The sequence below is a fragment of the uncultured Veillonella sp. genome (genome assembly GCF_905209685.1).
Lineage (GTDB): Bacteria > Bacillota > Negativicutes > Veillonellales > Veillonellaceae > Veillonella.
This window is the reverse complement of record NZ_CAJLUB010000025.1, coordinates 1-17,980: the sequence shown is the minus strand read 5'-3', so window position 1 is coordinate 17,980 and position 17,980 is coordinate 1. Positions and strand designations below refer to the sequence as shown.

Sequence of the window (17,980 nt, the reverse complement as noted above, 5' to 3'; positions counted from 1 at the left end):
ACGGTCATCGGCCTAGGGCCTCGACCTGCCAAAGTCGCTCTTTGAAAAGGTATCTACCACCACTGCGAATTTAGCAAATCAACGTTACGGATATTAGTAATTCTAAAGGCCGCTTTAACTCAGCATCCTCCAAATGATAAATAATACGAAGTATATTACTCATCAAAGCACCTCAACTAGTCTAAGTCAGTTGAGGCGAGCTAGTGACATATAAGTCCACCTAATCTTCAATATACTATCTTATCTATAAGAATATCTAGTAAAGTAGCGCCTAAAAGGCGGCTACTAATATAATCCAGTTTTGGTGGGTATAGAGAAATTCTATTATTGTGCTGGGTCTTCAACGCCGTTGGCGCGGAATGCTTCGGCTCTGTCGATACAGGTGCCGCAGTGTCCGCATGGTTTGTCGCCGCCTTCGTAGCAGGACCATGTTAGGTGGTATGGTACGCCGAGTCGTAGGCCTTCTTTTACGACGTCTGCTTTGTTATGGTTGATGAATGGTGCTTCTAAGGAGCATTCTTTGCCGGATCCTTCGAAGATAGCATCTCCCATGGATTTATAGAAGTGTTCTGTACAGTCTGGGTATGCATTACCAGCCGCATCATCGCTATGGGCACCATAGTAGATATAGCCGCAGTCTAGAGATAAGGCTAAGGAAGCCGCCGCAGATAGGAATAGACCATTTCTAAATGGCACATAGGTGCTAACCGTACCTTCCCCTTCTGTTTCTTGTTGTTCCTTGTATGAACCTTGAGGTATTGCTTCTGTGGATTGGGTCAATAAAGAGCAATTGCTGAAGGCAAATAATTTAGTGACATCCATCGTTTTACCTTCAATTCCATAATAAGCGAGAATAGATGCAGCAGCTTCTAGTTCTTTACTATGTTTTTGACCATATTGAATGGATAACGGCACTACATTGTCTTTACCAAATCTTTCAATAGCTAGCGCTAAACATGTAGTACTATCTACACCACCGCTGAATAGGACAACAGCCTTTTGTTTTTGAGCCATAAACTCTCCTTTCACCTATTACAACAGCCCCATCCTAAGATGAGGCTGTAGATTATACTTTCAATATATTATAAATCGATATCTAATTCTACTGGGCAGTGATCAGAGCCAAAGATTTGTTGGTGAATTTTAGCTTCTTGAATTTTGTCGTCAAGACGTTTAGAGGTGATGAAATAGTCAATTCTCCATCCCGTATTTCGTTCACGAGCTTTGCCCATATAAGACCACCAGCTATATTCCTCAATAGCATCTGGATACAGGTGACGGAATGTGTCTGTAAAACCAGCACCTAATAATTCGGTCATTTTTGCACGCTCTTCATCAGAGAACCCTGCATTTTTACGATTTGTCTTAGGATTTTTAAGGTCGATTTCTTGGTGAGCCACGTTAAGGTCCCCACAGAGAATGACTGGTTTTTTCTCATCTAACTCAAGTAAATAATTGCGGAATGCATCTTCCCAAGTCATGCGGTACTCAAGACGAGCCAATTCACGTTGGCTATTTGGCGTATAGCAGCATACTAAATAGAAATTGTCATATTCAGCAGTAATAACACGGCCCTCTTGATCGTGTTCTTCAATGCCAATACCATTAGTTACGGATAACGGTTTAATGCGCGTGAATACAGCCGTACCACTATAGCCTTTTTTCACAGCACTATTCCAATATTGCTCATAGCCTGGCAATTCCAAAGAAATTTGATCAGGTTGCAATTTTGTTTCTTGTAAACAGAAAATATCCGCATCTAGTTCGTTAAAGGATTCCATAAATCCTTTTGTTACAGCCGCACGAAGGCCGTTTACATTCCAAGAAATTAATTTCAATGCTTACTCCTTATTCTAATAGTGCTTTTACATACCAATATAGTTTGTGAAAGCCTCTATGTTAATCATTTTCTTATATTTCAAAAATATTCTTATTTATACTCATAATATGCTTATTTATATTAGCAATTATAGTATGTTATACAGTTCAGCCAGAAAGTTGTACATTACTATTGTTTGTGTTTCTTTGCATGTCTTGCTTCCGCACGAGCCTTTCGAGCGTTTTCGTTTGCTTTAAGATCACTTTCACGTTTTTCACGGAAATAATTAGCTATGGAAGATAAAACAAGAATTACCAACACCGTAACATTAAACATGCCGGGCCCGAAGGTATAGATGTGATAACACAAATAACCGAAAGCAACAAGGGTTAGTAGATGTTTTAAAATTTTCATTTGCCCTCCTGTATTATCGTAATGTTTCTACACCAGTCTTAAGTGGGAAACCGTCATAGGTTACCCAATCACTAGAGCTACCAACATATAAAGCCGATTCAAGCCCCACTTCGCTCATAGTTAACAGCGCATTACAAGCGGTTACCCCTGAGCCACAATAGGTCACAACAGGTCTATTTTGATAGATTTCATTATAGTACTCGGCTTCTAAATCTTTTACAGACTTAGGACCATCTACGGTATAACCACTTTCATAAAAATGATTAATAGCACCAGGAATGTGACCAGTCATGCCATCCATCGTATCTACTTGAGACCCATCGTAGCGGAACGGCGCACGAGCATCAATGATAACATGGTCACCCGTTTCACTAGCCTTGAGAACCTCATCACGACTCATAACCATATGCGTTTGTAATTCATAGTTGAAAACAGACGGTTCTGCAGGTAACGGAGTTGGTTCTTTAGTTAGAACATGACCTTCCTTAATCCAGCGTTCAACACCGCCAGACAATACGCGTACATCCGTTACACCCATGTAGCGCAACGTCCACCATAAACGTCCCGCCAAGAAAAGCCAAGAGTCATATACAACAACCTTGGAATCACGAGTGATCCCGTAAGACTCAAAAGTATGAGCCAAACGCTCCATATCCGGCAATGGATGACGACCGCCATGCTCGCCCAAAGGACCTGTTAAATCCTTATTTAAATCCACCGCATAAGAGCCTTTAATATGACCTTTTTGATAATCTTGATAACCACGAGCATCTAAAATAATGACCTCGTCGAGACAAGCTAATAATTCTTTAGGAGTGATAAAATTTGACATGTTGTACTCCTTTCATATAATTATATCGAAAAATACAAATCTGATAATATTATTATATAACGATATGAAAGTATGGACAATGAATATGAAAATATAATTTAAACGATACGCCAATATGTTCTAATAGCTCTTTCACATTACAAATATCCTATCCATACAAAATAAAAGGTACACCTATATAGTATTATAGGCGTACCTTTATATTGTATGGTTGTATTTCAATTATAAAAGAAAAGAATTCCCACAACGTAAACATATATATGTATGCTCCCAGTCGCGACGTAATCCTGGATATATGTCTCTATTCCATACATAACGTTGATATGTTTTGTAGATTAACAACGCATATGCACCAAAATAAATGATAAGAGAAGCCTCATGTTTACTTAGACCGGAAATCCAAAGCAATAATACGAGACCAAATTGAATCGCAATCCACCACTTTAAAATAAATGTAGCAATTGATTTTTTCATCGGAGGTTTTGCCATCATAGAAAGTGCTGTTTGTTGAGTACCTACTGTATTGCCAATACCAACACCTACTCGACCACCAGCACCTATACCTATACCTGTAGTTACGCCATTTACATTAGAAAAACCACCTGCATAAGCAATATTATAACTTTGAATATTTTCCGACTGACAATATGGACACACGTATGCATTCTCGCTCATAAATCTCTCTCCTATTATATTTCAACATATTATAATAGTTTATATCCTACTTAGAATTAATGAGAAAGTAATGAGAATTACAATATTTTTATGACTAAAAAAGCCTCTATCAGGGATAGAGACTCTTCGTAATTAAAAGATAACTGTATAATATTGTTTAAATGCCTTTACTGAGATAATATACGCACTTGAAGTTGCATCAACCTTGATATTTTCAGCTGTCTTAATTGGTTTTCCAGAATATATCACCTTTCCATTAAAGTCATAAATAGTACTAAATTTAAGGCTATTTACAATTCCCGAATCTTTTAACTTAGCTTTTTTCACGGTAGACTTTATCTTCTCTGAATTATATGGTACTTTGGATAAATTGTTCTTTTTTAATATATCTTCTACTGACTTATTATAATTATAATCGGCTGTAACCTCTCCTTCAGCAATATACTTATCTTGCTTATCAACTGTATATACTTTGAATTTTAGGGTATATTTTGGCGGTTCATAAAGAACATTCTGTACAGAATTCAAATCTAAATAAATATCACTGCTACTATCATGACGTTCACGCCAAAACTGTGATGAGTTCTGTAATTCACCTAAAGAAATAGCAAATGTTGTAATAGAAATACAAATAAAAGTAACTGTTAAAGTAAATAGTCTAATAAGACGTAACAACATAACTTAACCTTTCTTAAAATACTAAAAGAATAGAGCTCTATATGAGAGCTCTTTTTTAATAGCATCAATCTTTTGAAGCTCATCACCTAATAAAACCAAAGTTTATACTAGTACTAAAGATTATAAGCGTTTATAGATCGCATCAACTGCTTCAATATCAGCAGGTAACCAGTCTACTGAGTATAAAGTCTCTTTTGAAAGCCATTTTGCCGCTTCATGTTCTAATAGAGTAATATCAGAATCATTTACCAAAGAACATAAATAGCAATGCATTGTTAAATCAAACTTCTCATAACCTGAATATTCAATAGTAATAATATGTTCTTGAACAGCAATATCAGCTTCTAGTTCTTCTTTAATCTCCCTCTTTAATGCTACTTCATGAGCTTCACCAGACTCAATTTTACCACCTGGAAATTCCCAGCCATCTTTTAAATCACCATAACCACGTTGCGTAGCTAATATAGTATTATCCTTTTTGATAATTGCTGCTACGACCTCAATATGTTTTCGTTGTTCACTCATAATTCTTACCCATTAATAATATAATCATAAATATCATCCCGTACGGGCACTTCAAGTTGATACTCCAGCTCTACTGCGGGCTTACCACTTAACATAATAATCTCTTTTGCATATTTGGGATCCCTAGGATTAATTGGGCCTAAATAGTAAAAGGATTTATCAAGCTTATTCTTTCTTACAAACAAATGCATCGCAATATCTAGTTCATTAGCTCGTAGAATACGCTTAACATCTTTTGAACGCAAATATCTAGGAGCTTTTGAAATTGCTTTTAATATAAAAGGATTAATAAAACTATCTTCATATCTAATACTCTCTTGTATATCATCTGCTTTATGATAGTTGATAAATACTGGATAGGTATTTGTCTCCTCATTATATTTATATCCACCCATATTTTGAGCTACTACATTTTTAGGCCATTCTAATAATTGACAAACTTGTTCATAGTTATATTTTTCATATAGTGAAAACGGTGTATTTTCAACAAGCGCCTTTTCATATTGATTTTTATATCGAGTAATTCCAAAATCGATTAATTCCTCTATATTCGATTTAAACTCTAAATCAGAAATCGCCTCTTCAAACTGTTCTGATATACAATAGTCTTTACTATGTTTTCTTATAAAAATACAATCTTTAAACCTTTTTTTATTTTTAGACACAGAGAACTGATTAGTCAATATATTCACTAAATTTACTATTCCCAAGTCTGTTAATTTTACATTATATTCACTACTCAGTTCATCAGAAACAGATTGAATAATCCTACCATCTGTAGATAATAAGTATTTAAGTGCTAACAAATCCCTAACACGCATTCCAGTTGCAAGCTTTTGAGATATAAATTGAAGCATTTGTACTTGCGTATTAGAAAAGCTCACGCCATAATCTTTGTCTTTAATCTTAATAAGAAAATTATGATATGATCCATATTTATCGAAAATTTTAACGATATCTAGTGAAGCATATTCTCGAAAATCTTTAATCTTAGGTACACATCCTAATTTATATTTTAAGTCAAAATAGGCAGACTTAATTAATTCCGCACTATCTAATTTAGCCGTATCAATAGATTCGTAAATACGTTGTTTCGCAATTTTATCAAAATGTACTGTTGAGCTACCAGGGATAATACGATTACCTGCTTGTACATATCGACGCAATGTATCTTTGTTATAACTTCTATCACCAGATAGTGCCAAGGGAATCATAAAGTTATTTGTATAGTTCCCAATAAAATCAAGGATAACTACATATTCCTTATCTTCAAACTTACGAAGTCCACGCCCTAACTGTTGAATAAAAATTATTGGGCTTTCAGTTTGACGTAACATAATAACTTGATTGATTTCAGGTATATCAACGCCTTCATTAAATATATCTACAGTAAAGATATAATCCAACTGCTCATCAAGTCTACCTTGATACTCTCCAGTTCCTGTTAATCGAGCGATCGTTTTCTCTCTAATTTCTTGGCTATCCTCACCCGTCAAACTTACCGTGCGATAAATCCCCCGCTCATTAAAAGCGTCAGATAAAGCCTTTGCCTCAACTCTATTACTGCAGAACACAAGTCCTTTTACTCGACTCCCACTATGACCAAAGTAACGAATCTTTTCAATAATCTTATCCACTCGCTCTTTTGTAGATAAATTAGAGAAAGATACCTCCATATCTGATAGGTCTTCTTGAGTATCTACCCATAAGTCACTAATCCCAAAATAGTGGAATGGACAAAGTAAATCTTCTTCTAAGGCTTGTTGTAACCGAATTTCATAAATAATATTATGGTCAAAAAGCTCATACAAATCGTATCCGTCAGTCCGCTCAGGACTCGCTGTCATACCTAATAGAAATTCTGGTTTAAAATAATCAATAATACGTTGGTAACTATCAGATCCTGCACGATGTACTTCGTCAATAATAATACAATCAAAAGACTTTGGATCGTATTGTCTCATTACATTGTCGCGCCCCATCATCTGCATAGTAGAAAAGACGTGTGTAGCGTTATACATCTTAGCATGTCCAGATACGAGTCCAAAGTGAATAGAACTATCATTAAAAACACGTTCAAAACTTTTAATCGCTTGTTTTGCAATCTGTTCACGGTGTACTAAGAATAATATTCTTTTCGGATTCATTTCACGCATAGCAAATGCGGCTGCATAAGTTTTCCCCGTACCTGTTGCAGAAATTAAAAGCCCCCTTTTAGCGTTATTAGCTCTCAATTCATTGAAATTATTAATAAACTGCTCTTGCATGCTATTAGGTTCTAATTGTACTAACTCTACTTTTCTAAACTGTTCAGCAATATTCTTTTGTGAAGTATGAAAGAATCTACCACTCTTTGCTCTTTCTATCACCTCGCGGTTTGTGAAGTATGATCTGGTCGTACCCATCGAGGCCTATACCAAGGAATAAACTCTTCATAGGGAATGGCAAACTCGGAATTCCAATATAAATCAAACTCTTCCGTAATCTCACGTGCATATGTATCGTCGCAATGGGCTTCAGAACGGGTATTCCACTCTCGATTTTTCTTTAATGCATTAATCGTTAAGTTAGAGCTACCCACTATAATCTGATAAGACTCATCTTTTTTAAAAATATAGCCCTTTGTGTGAAAACCATGGTTACTCCCCTGAGTCGTACAGTACACCTTTAAATCAATGTTATTTAAACTTCCTAAATCTTCCAAAACTTTTGGACTATTAAAACCAAGATAATCTGTCGTTAACACACGACCATGTACTCCACGTTCTTCTAGTTCTTTAAGAATTGGTTTTAATGTTAGTAGGCCTTCTGGTGTTATAAACGCTACAGATATTAAAAACTCATCACAATTGCGCAAGCCATCTTCAATAGCAGATAGCACATTGCGCCCTTCCCCGTTTGCAATGAGTTCTGAAGACGTAGCAAAATTAAGCAAACGATTCGATTCTGACATAATAGACTCCCCATATAATGAATACTATACTTGCTATTATACCAGCCGCAGCTGCAGCGTCTAGGAAAATATATTTTTATACAAAATAACTTGTTTCTATAAAGCTCTTCTAATGTTATTCATCTATAAATCGCGAATTATAAATATTAATATATGTTCACATCGAATAATTTCATCTATTCCTTATGATTCTCCGCTCTATACGTCTTTTTTGGGACGTAAGTTTATGATATAATATAACTAATGACTCTTAGGGGCGTAGTCCGCCCAAACGGATCCAAAAAGAGTTAGTGTATTTTCAAGGAGCGTGCGCAGTTGAAAAAGGGGTACATCAAGTTAATAGCAGCCGTTATACTTGGCGTCGCTATTATCGGTGGTGGGATCTACGGGGTGTATACACTCTTGTCATCCAATACAACGACAATTTTATATCGATCAACCGTTGACGACAAGATCAACGCTATCCGACCTTATATCGTCGCATTAGACTCATATAACGCGTACAGTGTAGCCTATGCAAATCAATTACAACCAACTCTCGAAGAGTTACGTAATGGGTCCCATAACACGACGATTACATTACCTAAATACAAAGATCTTAAAACAGCATTAGAGGCTGCAAAGCAAGATAGCCCTACTCCATACGAAGATGTAAACCAATCAACTAATGATGTATTAGCAGTGCTAGATCAATTGATTCCTGTTGCGGATCAATTGCAAGCCTACTATGTAGAACGTCGTTTTGAAAAAGATAATTTCAAAGGTAGCGATGAGTTAGCAGCACAGTATGTACCTCTAGCTGAACAATTCTACGCTACATACAACGCTTTAGATTTAGCCTTAGATAATCGTAATAATGAGCTCTATACAGAACGCATGACTGAATATCAAGGTGAAAAACGTGAAAATGCAGTTAACTTCATCGAGTTAAATCTCATGACGGCCCAAACAATCGATCTTATCGATCCAGATGGAAATACGGATACCCAAAAGGTTGAAGCAAACTTGCAACAAATCACGCAACGCATCAACAAATTACAACCTGGTACAACATCAGAAACGCAAAACGCAGTTCGCGAGTATCAAGATTCCGTAAAAGAATTTGTCGCAGAGGCTCGCAACTATATCATCATCAATTCTTCCTACGGCGAAGCATATACACAACTATTTATTAAATATAACAAAATGGTTGGTAAAGCAAATATCGTAAATATGGCAGAACTTGATGCAACAGATCAAAAGAAAAAATAACTAACTACAAAAAATAACTAACTACAAAAAGAGGACTAGCCGTGGCTAGTCCTCTTTTGATATGTCTACAACTACTTTAAATTATATAAACAAGTTTCATTACTATAGGTTTATATAATAAAATTATTTCCGTTTTAAGTCTTTCGTAATGATATAGTATTCAGATGGAGATATCTTAATACCATCGATATTGTTATTCCCTACAATATTAATCTTAGGATATCCAAGGAAGAGTGCTATCGAATCATCTAGCATCAATTGTTGTGCATTGATCAACGCATTACGACGCACTAATGGATCGTTGGCACTTTCACCAAGAGCTAACAATTCATCGAAACGTGGATTGGAGAATCCAGAACCATTTGCCTCAGCACCGGTCCCCCAGTATTGTTTCAAGAACCATACAGGTTGGCCAGTATTAGCAGTAACTACACTAGAGATGAGCATATCGTAATCCCCAGATTGCGCCAATGTATCAATCACAGCATAGTCTATGATTTTAATTTGTAAATCTACACCGATTTTTTTGTAGTCCGCTTGTAATGCCTCTGCATATAATGGCAATTCAGGACGAGATGTATAGGCATAGAAATCAAGCACTAGGTTTTCACCATCTTTATCTACAATGCCATCACCATTTGTATCAATATAACCTTCACGTTTAAGTAATTCTTTAGCACGTTCAACATTATATTTATTAGGATCCCGCAATTGATTGAATCCATAATCAATGGACGGTGGCAATGGAGCCTTACCGGCAATAAAGGTATCCTTCATAAGGTTCTTTGCATAGGACTCACGATCCGCTCCGGCAATGAGGGCCGCTCGAAGATTAGCATTCTTAAGCTTGCCTTTTTGGCTCATCCGAACGAATACATCACGTAAGGATGATTCTTCATAAATAGTAAATTTCTTATCGTTTTGGAAGATACCATATTCGCCAGGTCCAATGCTAACGGCCATATCTACATCACCCGCTTGCAATGCCATAGCTCGTGTATTGGCATCGTTAATAGATGGAATTTCAACCTTACCGAAGCCTGGCTTGCCATCCCAGTAGTTATCATTCCGTGCTAGCTCAGCACGCTCTTTTGTAAATGATGTCACTACATAAGGACCAGTACCAATAGGACCTTCCTTCGCAATATCACGACCATTTGCCTCAGCCGTAACATCCATAATCAAGAATAATGGATCTCCCAACAAGTTTGGCAAATTATAATAAGGCTTATCGGTCTTAATTGTGAGCTCTTGACCATTAGCCGTCATTTCAGTGTAATTAAAGAATGTTTTTGCCCGTTTACTCTTCGCAAAGGTTCGTTCCAAAGACGCCTTTACGGCCTCAGCAGTAAGAGCATTACCGTTAGAGAACTTAACCTTATCGTTGATGGTGAAAGTCCAAGTCAGCTTATCATCACTTTGTTTCCATGATGTTGCCAACCATGGTGTAGCATTCATATGGTCATCAAATTTTATGAGTGTTTCACCAACACCATATCGTACAACAGCCCAACTAAAATAGTTTTCTGTTGGTTCTAAGGTACCAGCAAAGCTAATGGCCCCTACTTTTAATATATCATTAGATGAATTGGATAATTGATTCATACAGCCTACAGTACCAAGAACCGTAACACCCAGCATCATACCAACCAGTAACGCCTTACGTAATCCTTTCATTCACACACCTAACCTTTCTCTATATGTATATCACTTCATATGAGCATATTTCAAATATACCCATAGGGGTATATTACTTAGTCAACTATACTATATATTTAGTGTTAACACAATCATTTTGAGAAAATTTTCGATATGATTATATGCATGTGAGCAAATCTGTATAGATAGGTAACATACAAAATAGCAGTTAGCTCTAAAGCTAACTGCTATTATATATGTACCTATTGTATTTTACCTATATTAGTAGTTGAGTCCTCTAGTCGAATATGTTAAGCAATCGCTACAATGGGAAGTCTGATAAGATGTATCAAAGTCCTATGCTTCTACCGCCGCTTCTTCTAAAGTAAGTGGCTTATGATCTTGGCCAATTTCAAAGATGGAGCTCAATAGAACCTTTGTATAAGGATGCTTTGCATCTGCTAAATGGAATGCATCTAGCTCTTCAACGATAGCGCCTTTATACATGACAACCACTTTGTGGCACATAGTACGGATGAACGCAATATCATGGGCGATAAATAGGTATGTTAAATTTTTCTTTTTTTGTAAACGCGCTAATAGATAGGCGATGGAGTCTTGTACAGATACGTCTAAAGCGCTAGTAGCTTCGTCTAATACAAGAATTTCAGGCTCTAATACGATAGCACGAGCAATGGCAACACGTTGGCGTTGACCACCAGACATTTCATGAGGATAGCGATGCATGAACTCGCGAGGTAGGTCTACCATTTCAAGATAGTCACCTGCGATTTGTTCTTCTTTGCCTTTTTCAAGAAGCCCAAAATTGTATAACGGTTCAAGAATAATATCCTTTACCTTCATCCGCGGATTGAAGGCTGCAGATGGATCTTGGAATACCATTTGAATTTTCTTGCGGTATTCTTTCGTTTGCTCAGAGTTCATATGTTGAATCTCTACACCATCTACATAAATCTCGCCTTCTGTGATAGGCAGCATCTTCATAATCATACGAACCAAAGTCGTTTTACCAGAGCCAGATTCCCCTACAATCCCAAGGGACTCGCCTTTTTCTAAGGTGATATTAATACTCTTACACGCTTCGAGCTCACCACCAGTAGGAAGTGGGAATCGTTTACATACATTTTTTAATTCTACAGCGTAGTTAGTCAATGTAACGACCTCCTTCCAATGTTGGTACAGCATCTTTTAATTGTTTCGTATATTCATTAGATGGGTTTTCTAAAATATCTTGCGGTGTGCCAGCATCAACAACACGGCCCTTTTTCATAACAATGATATAGTCGGACATATAGGCCGCTACACCAAGGTTATGCGTAACCATTACGATAGCAGAATTATGCTCTTTAGCAAGTTCTAGCATTTGCATAACAACTTGTGATTGTGTTGTTACATCTAAAGCAGATGTAGGTTCATCACCAATTAATAACGCAGGATCCAGCGCTAATGCCATAGCAATACCCACACGCTGGCGTTGACCACCGGATAACTCATGTGGATAACGGCGCAATATATCTGCCCCATTAGGGAGAGAAACAGATTCTAATAACTCAATTGCTCGTCGATCACATTCATCATTGGTAATTTCTATATGAGATTTGAATAATTCTCTAAACTGTTTACCAATGCGAACTATTGGGTCTAAAGCACTACCACTATCTTGGAAAATCATGGCCATGTCTTTACCACGTATAGCTCTCCATTCAGACTTAGATAGGGTGCGAAGGTCTTGACCATTAAAGAGCATTGTACCATCTGTGACCTCACCACCTATAGGCAATAAACCCATGAGGGCCCGGATCACGGTAGTTTTACCGGATCCAGATTCCCCTACAATGGTCAATACCTTACCGCGTTCCAAGGTAAAGTTTACATCCATAACAGCAGGCACACCTTGGTACGCGATGTTAAGGTTCTCTACAGTTAGTATGTTTTCTGCCATTATAGCTCCTTACTATTTTGTAATTTTGTTAGTAATCCAGTAGTAATCACTTGGGTACATGACAGCACCTTTCAAGTAAGAACCAGTAACGATATTAGTTTTAGGGTAACCTAAGAACAATGCAGCACCATCATTCATCAATAATTGTTGAATTTGAATTGCATAGTCACGACGTTTTGCAGGATCAAATTCAGTTTCAGCAGCATCTAACAATTGGTCAACTTGTGGATTGGAGTAACCAGAACCGTTTTGAGGGTTAGAACCATTATTATTAGTATGCCAGTAGTTAGCTAAGAACCAGATTGGATCACCTGTATTAGCAGTTACGATGTTGGAGATAAGCATATCATAATCGCCATCTTGACCCATTTTATCAATCAAGTTGTAGTCAACTGTTTTGATTTTCATATCGATACCAACTTTTTTAAGATCGGCTTGGACAGCTTCTGCATAAAGTGGTAATTCTGCACGAGAGTTATATACAACGAAGTTGAATGTTAATGGTTTGCCATCTTTATCAAGGATACCATCGCCATCAGTATCTTTCCAGCCATCTTCAGCTAACAATTGTTTAGAACGTTCAGGATTATACGCATTAGGATCTTTCAAGTCATTGAAGCCGTAGTCCATAGATGGTGGAATTGGAGCGGAACCAGGAATGAATGTACCCTTTAATAATACATCTGCATAGTTTTTACGGTCTGTTGCAGAGATTACAGCAGCACGAACCTTGTCGTCACCAAGAATACCTTTTTGATTGATACGTGCTAACACAACACGAAGAGATGCAATTTCATCTACTTTAAATTTGTCATTGCCTTGGAACAAGCCAATTTCACCAGGGCCGATATTAACAGCCATGTCTACATCACCGGATTGCAAGCTCATAGCACGCGTATTAGGATCGTCGATGGATGGGATTTCTACGGTTTTAAACGGTACTGCACCATCCCAGTAATTTTCATTCGCCGCCATTTCAGCACGTTCCTTAGTGAAAGATTTTACTACATATGGGCCTGTACCGATAGGACCTTCTTTAGCGAAGTTACGGCCATCTTTTTCAGATTGCACATCAACAATTAAGAATATTGGATCTGCCAAAAGACCTGGCATATTAGGATATTCTTTATCTGTTTTGATAATTAATTGTTGGCCATTTGCTTCAATAGAATCATAATTAAAGAACGTTTTTGCAATATTAGACTTTTCAAAAGAACGCTCAATAGAAGCTTTTACCGCTGCGGCATCAACTTTTTTACCGTTAGAGAATTTCACCTTATCATTAATTGTGAAAGTCCAAGTTTTCTTATCTGGAGACACTTCCCATTTAGATGCAATCCAAGGTTGAGGCTTCATGTGCTCATCAAACTTAGTCAATGTTTCACCTATACCATAACGCATGACAACCCAAGAGAAGAAATTTTCCGTAGGATCTAACGAAGAGGCAAAGTTAGTTACACCAACTTTTAAAACATCCTTATTAGCAGCACCATTGTTATCGGAACCACAACCAGCGATGAAGGAACCCATCATTACAATGCTGAGGCCTGCTAAGAGAGCCTTTTTCCAAGATTTTTTCATGTAAAATCTCCTTGTACAATTACATATAACCATAAAATATACACATCATGACTACTAAATTTACAATAGTCATAATAGAAAAACCATAGTATTGCTTATTTATCCGACAACTGTCACAAAACCATCTATAAATAAGCATCACACTAAACTAACCTTGATTTTTAGGGTCTACTACATCCCGTAGAGAGTCAGACCAAAGGTTAAAGATAGCAACTACAATAAGGATAGACATGCCAGGGAATGCCATAAGCCAAGGGCTCGTTTGCAAATACTGGCGGCCTTCGTTAAGCATAAGGCCCCATTCAGGTGTTGGTGGTTGTGCACCGAATCCAAGGAAGGATAAACCTGCTACCTCAATCATGATTGCCCCAATATCGAGCGCACCTGTGGTTACAACGAGGGGCAAAATATTAGGGATAATATGACGACGTAAAATCGTCCATGTAGAGGCACCCATCATAACGGCTGCCGTTACATATTCTTCACCACGTACTTTCAACGTCATAGAACGTACAAGACGCGCATATTTAGCCCACCCTACAACCGATAATGCTAAGATGGTATTTACAATACTACCACCTAAGATACCGGCGATTGCAATGGCGAGTACTACACCTGGGAAGGATAACATAATATCCGCCAAGCGCATAAGAACCATTTCAACCTTGCCGCCAAAGTAACCTGCTACGGCACCGATAACTGTACCAATGCTTACCATAATCACTACAATGGATACACCCATGAACAAGGATAATTGAGTACCATAAATGATACGAGACAATACGTCACGGCCCAATTTATCGGTACCAAACCAATGTTGTGCGCTAGGGGCTTGTAATGCTTTTGTCATATCTGAGGAAAAAGCATCGCCCGGCGCAAGCCATGGTGCAAAAATAGCAATGAATACGATAATAAGCATCAATGCAGTGTAGAAAGAGAACAATTTATGTTTCTGAATAAATTCTTTCATTATGCTCTCTCCCTTTTCAATCTAGGGTCTAATAGAACATAGGATGCATCAACTAAAGCATTGATACACATATATGCAATAGCAACCCATAACACAAAACCTTCAATCAATGGATAGTCACGCATAGTGATGGCGTAAATGGCCATATTCCCAAGACCAGGCCAGGAGAATACCATTTCAACTACCGCTACACCACCTAATAACCAACCGATTAGAACACCTAAAATTGTGATCAACGGCAATATGGCATTAGGTAGAATGTGACCGAATAAAATCTTCATTTCGCTCACGCCACGCGCACGGGCACCGATGACGTAATCCTTTTGCATCTCTTCAAGAATAACGAGTCGAACCTGACGCATGTATTTAGAGCCAACGACAACCGCTAATGTAACAGCTGGTAAAATAACACCTGTCGCCGTTATACGAGACGAAGCAATTGGAACTAAACCAAGCTTTAAGCCAAAAATATAGATTAATACAAGGCCTAACCAGAATGTCGGCATAGATACGCCTATGAAGGAAAGGCTTCTCAGTACATAGTCTATCCATTTATTCCGATTATACGCACTCAGTATACCTGCCGGTAATGCATAGAGAATCGTAAATACCAATGCAGTTCCAGCTAATGCGATCGTACCAGGTAATGCTTCTAGCATGCGATCTACTACCGGTTTTTTAGCAGAGTAACTCATTCCTAAGTCACCTTGTGCTGCATTGACTACCCAGTTTGCATACTGTACGATAAACGGCTTATCCAACCCCAATTGTGCTCGAGTTTCATCAATCGTCTCTTGAGACACGATAGTATCCGCCGTTTCCAATAGCATGGTAACTGGGTCCCCTGGCGCTAAATAGGTGAGACAAAATGTCAAAAATGTGATGCCAAACAAGGTAACAATAAACTGTCCTAATTGCTTGGCAAAGCGTTTGCCCATAGGCACCTCCTATACCCTTTTCAAATAAAAACACATAATAGTGAATAAACATAGATACACATAGAGAGTAAACATATAATATGATGCCGTGTAATAAAATCTATGAAATAACCATAAAAAAAGATTAGCCGCCTGACTAACCTAAAGAAAAACACCATGCTGTGGCACGATGCCCCGCAAGATTGAGCAGGCTTTCTGACTTTTGACTCATCACAATATTTCAGCCTTCCCAGTTTCCCAGTGACCCTAATACGAAATATTGCTCCTCATTACAGCTATTTTCATAGTATAGGATTTGCACCTATTTTCCTCTTTTACGCTCGGTAGAACCGACACTCAGTTTATTCACTTTTATCAATTATAAATATACTATATTTATAATTCTCCAACAATACATATACCCCTTAGTGTATATTCGTCAATCAATCATAATTATTCATAAAAACAATATTCATTATTATTTACATGCATTACTTCGTATATTGTGCCCCCATTTCTTGAAATAATTGCTTTATTTACTTTTCTTTTCTGTATATAACGTATATATTTACATTTGTATTTTGATTTAATTTACATATAAAACATTTTGCTATGCATATAACCAAAAGAGGCTATCACCGAAGTGACAGCCTCTATAAGACGAGAGAGTATTCAATTAATCGATACTTTGTTGGAATCGTTGTGCACGATACGCTACCCAACCTTTGCGTATCATATAAATGCAAATGCCAATAGTTACTGCAACAGCACTACCGAGCATGGCATCAACACCGCACGCATATACTGCGTATAAACAGTATAAAACACCTGCAACAGCAACGAAATAGAAACGATCAATACGACGTTTTTCCAATCCAGACATGTGCATCATAGTTGGTACTGCAATAATGCAGAGAATATAAGGCACTACATTAGTTACAACCGCAAGGTTTACCAATGTCTGGAATTGATCGCGTAAAGAATCATTAGCTGTGAATAATGTAAGAATTGTTTCAATCGCTAATAAGATAAATACGCCACGCACAGGTGCATCCTTGCTGTTTACACGAGCAAACACCTTAGGGAAATAACCTGCCTCTGCTGCATTCTTGAATACGCGAGACAATGTAAATTGCCAGCAAAGTAAAGCACCACAGCAAGAGATAATCATGAGCGCCATGATAACATTTGCAATTGTGTCATTAAACATGTATGCAAATGTGAGACCAAATGGTGCATTGGAATTAAGTAATTCTGTGTTAGGCACGATACCGGCCATAACATTCGTGGACAAGATGTAAATCACCGCCACTGCTAATGTACCTGCAAATGTTGCAATTGGCACGTTTTTCTTTGGATTTTCTACAGCATCTGCATTTGCTGCTGCAGATTCAAACCCTAGGAATCCCCACAATGTTAAAGCAATAGATTCTTTAATTGCTTCAAAGAACGGCAAGTCGTTTGGATTCCATGCCGCCAAATACGTATCTGGGCTAAACCAGAACCAACCAATTGTACCAATAAGTAATACTGGCACAATACAGCCCCAAATAGTAATATTGCTGAGCTGACCTGTAAAGCGGTTTCCTCTAAAGTTCAAAATCGCTGCAAACCATAACAAGACAATCGTTACTTGACTTGTTTGCGTTGCATTTAGATCAACACCAAAGAATTCTGAGCCATAGCCAACTGCGGAAACTGCAATCGCTATATTAGCAATGATGAGAGATATGCTGTAAGCATAGCTCGCCATAAAATGTCCAG

Annotated in this window: 17 protein-coding genes and 1 riboswitch; of the genes, 1 reads left to right on the top strand and 16 read right to left on the bottom strand. The window is 37.6% G+C overall.

What is annotated here, in order from left to right:
- Positions 1-324: 324 nt before the first annotated feature.
- The 9 genes from queC to QZ055_RS03530 form a co-directional block, all read right to left on the bottom strand.
- Complete coding sequence (gene queC, locus QZ055_RS03570; protein ID WP_039968958.1) at positions 325-1,014, bottom strand: 7-cyano-7-deazaguanine synthase QueC; 690 nt, start codon at positions 1,012-1,014, stop codon at positions 325-327.
- A 68-nt stretch (positions 1,015-1,082) separates the two neighbouring features.
- Positions 1,083-1,838, bottom strand: coding sequence for an exodeoxyribonuclease III (locus tag QZ055_RS03565; RefSeq protein WP_129823436.1), 756 nt, complete (start codon positions 1,836-1,838; stop codon positions 1,083-1,085).
- Between the two features lie 170 nt (positions 1,839-2,008).
- Positions 2,009-2,155 (bottom strand): hypothetical protein, encoded by a 147-nt coding sequence (locus tag QZ055_RS03560; RefSeq protein WP_241567136.1) that lies wholly within the window; start codon positions 2,153-2,155, stop codon positions 2,009-2,011.
- A 91-nt stretch (positions 2,156-2,246) separates the two neighbouring features.
- Positions 2,247-3,065 (bottom strand): sulfurtransferase, encoded by an 819-nt coding sequence (locus QZ055_RS03555; protein ID WP_295824684.1) that lies wholly within the window; start codon positions 3,063-3,065, stop codon positions 2,247-2,249.
- Positions 3,066-3,287: 222 nt separating this feature from the next.
- Complete coding sequence (locus tag QZ055_RS03550; RefSeq protein ID WP_295824682.1) at positions 3,288-3,740, bottom strand: hypothetical protein; 453 nt, start codon at positions 3,738-3,740, stop codon at positions 3,288-3,290.
- 132 nt (positions 3,741-3,872) lie between these two features.
- Positions 3,873-4,418, bottom strand: a complete 546-nt coding sequence (locus QZ055_RS03545) for a hypothetical protein (RefSeq protein ID WP_295824680.1) — start codon at positions 4,416-4,418, stop codon at positions 3,873-3,875.
- Between the two features lie 120 nt (positions 4,419-4,538).
- A complete protein-coding gene (locus QZ055_RS03540) occupies positions 4,539-4,943 on the bottom strand; it encodes a (deoxy)nucleoside triphosphate pyrophosphohydrolase (RefSeq protein WP_295824679.1) in 405 nt (134 codons plus the stop codon).
- A gap of 5 nt (positions 4,944-4,948) precedes the next feature.
- Positions 4,949-7,348, bottom strand: coding sequence for a DUF3427 domain-containing protein (locus QZ055_RS03535; protein WP_295824677.1), 2,400 nt, complete (start codon positions 7,346-7,348; stop codon positions 4,949-4,951).
- Positions 7,309-7,896 carry a phospholipase D-like domain-containing protein gene (locus tag QZ055_RS03530; RefSeq protein WP_295824675.1) on the bottom strand — a complete coding sequence of 196 codons (588 nt, stop codon included), beginning with the start codon at positions 7,894-7,896 and terminating at the stop codon, positions 7,309-7,311. Before QZ055_RS03530 ends, QZ055_RS03535 begins: the two co-directional genes overlap by 40 nt.
- Positions 7,897-8,211: 315 nt before the next feature.
- On the opposite strand from QZ055_RS03530, the gene QZ055_RS03525 reads away from it, so the two are divergent.
- Positions 8,212-9,147 carry a DUF3829 domain-containing protein gene (locus QZ055_RS03525; protein WP_295824673.1) on the top strand — a complete coding sequence of 312 codons (936 nt, stop codon included), beginning with the start codon at positions 8,212-8,214 and terminating at the stop codon, positions 9,145-9,147.
- 123 nt (positions 9,148-9,270) lie between these two features.
- On the opposite strand, the gene QZ055_RS03520 is transcribed toward QZ055_RS03525, so the two are convergent.
- The 7 genes from QZ055_RS03520 to potE all read right to left on the bottom strand — a co-directional run.
- Positions 9,271-10,824: an ABC transporter substrate-binding protein gene (locus QZ055_RS03520; RefSeq protein WP_295824672.1), complete on the bottom strand. Its 1,554-nt coding sequence runs from the start codon at positions 10,822-10,824 to the stop codon at positions 9,271-9,273.
- 318 nt (positions 10,825-11,142) lie between these two features.
- Positions 11,143-11,958, bottom strand: a complete 816-nt coding sequence (locus QZ055_RS03515; protein WP_295824670.1) for an ABC transporter ATP-binding protein — start codon at positions 11,956-11,958, stop codon at positions 11,143-11,145.
- On the bottom strand, positions 11,951-12,748 hold the full coding sequence (locus tag QZ055_RS03510; RefSeq protein WP_005385379.1) for an ABC transporter ATP-binding protein: 798 nt from the start codon (positions 12,746-12,748) through the stop codon (positions 11,951-11,953). The genes QZ055_RS03515 and QZ055_RS03510 overlap by 8 nt, the downstream gene beginning before the upstream one ends.
- Before the next feature lie 12 nt (positions 12,749-12,760).
- Entirely contained in the window at positions 12,761-14,329 is a 1,569-nt protein-coding gene (locus QZ055_RS03505; protein WP_295824669.1) for an ABC transporter substrate-binding protein, read from the bottom strand.
- A gap of 148 nt (positions 14,330-14,477) precedes the next feature.
- Positions 14,478-15,299 (bottom strand): nickel transporter permease, encoded by an 822-nt coding sequence (gene nikC / locus QZ055_RS03500; RefSeq protein WP_295824667.1) that lies wholly within the window; start codon positions 15,297-15,299, stop codon positions 14,478-14,480.
- A complete protein-coding gene (gene nikB, locus QZ055_RS03495; protein WP_009661547.1) occupies positions 15,299-16,237 on the bottom strand; it encodes a nickel ABC transporter permease in 939 nt (312 codons plus the stop codon). Before nikB ends, nikC begins: the two co-directional genes overlap by 1 nt.
- A gap of 167 nt (positions 16,238-16,404) precedes the next feature.
- Positions 16,405-16,592, bottom strand: a riboswitch (cobalamin riboswitch).
- Between the two features lie 300 nt (positions 16,593-16,892).
- Positions 16,893-17,980, bottom strand: a 1,088-nt coding sequence (gene potE / locus QZ055_RS03490) for a putrescine-ornithine antiporter (RefSeq protein WP_295824664.1), incomplete at its 5' end; no start/stop codon positions are given.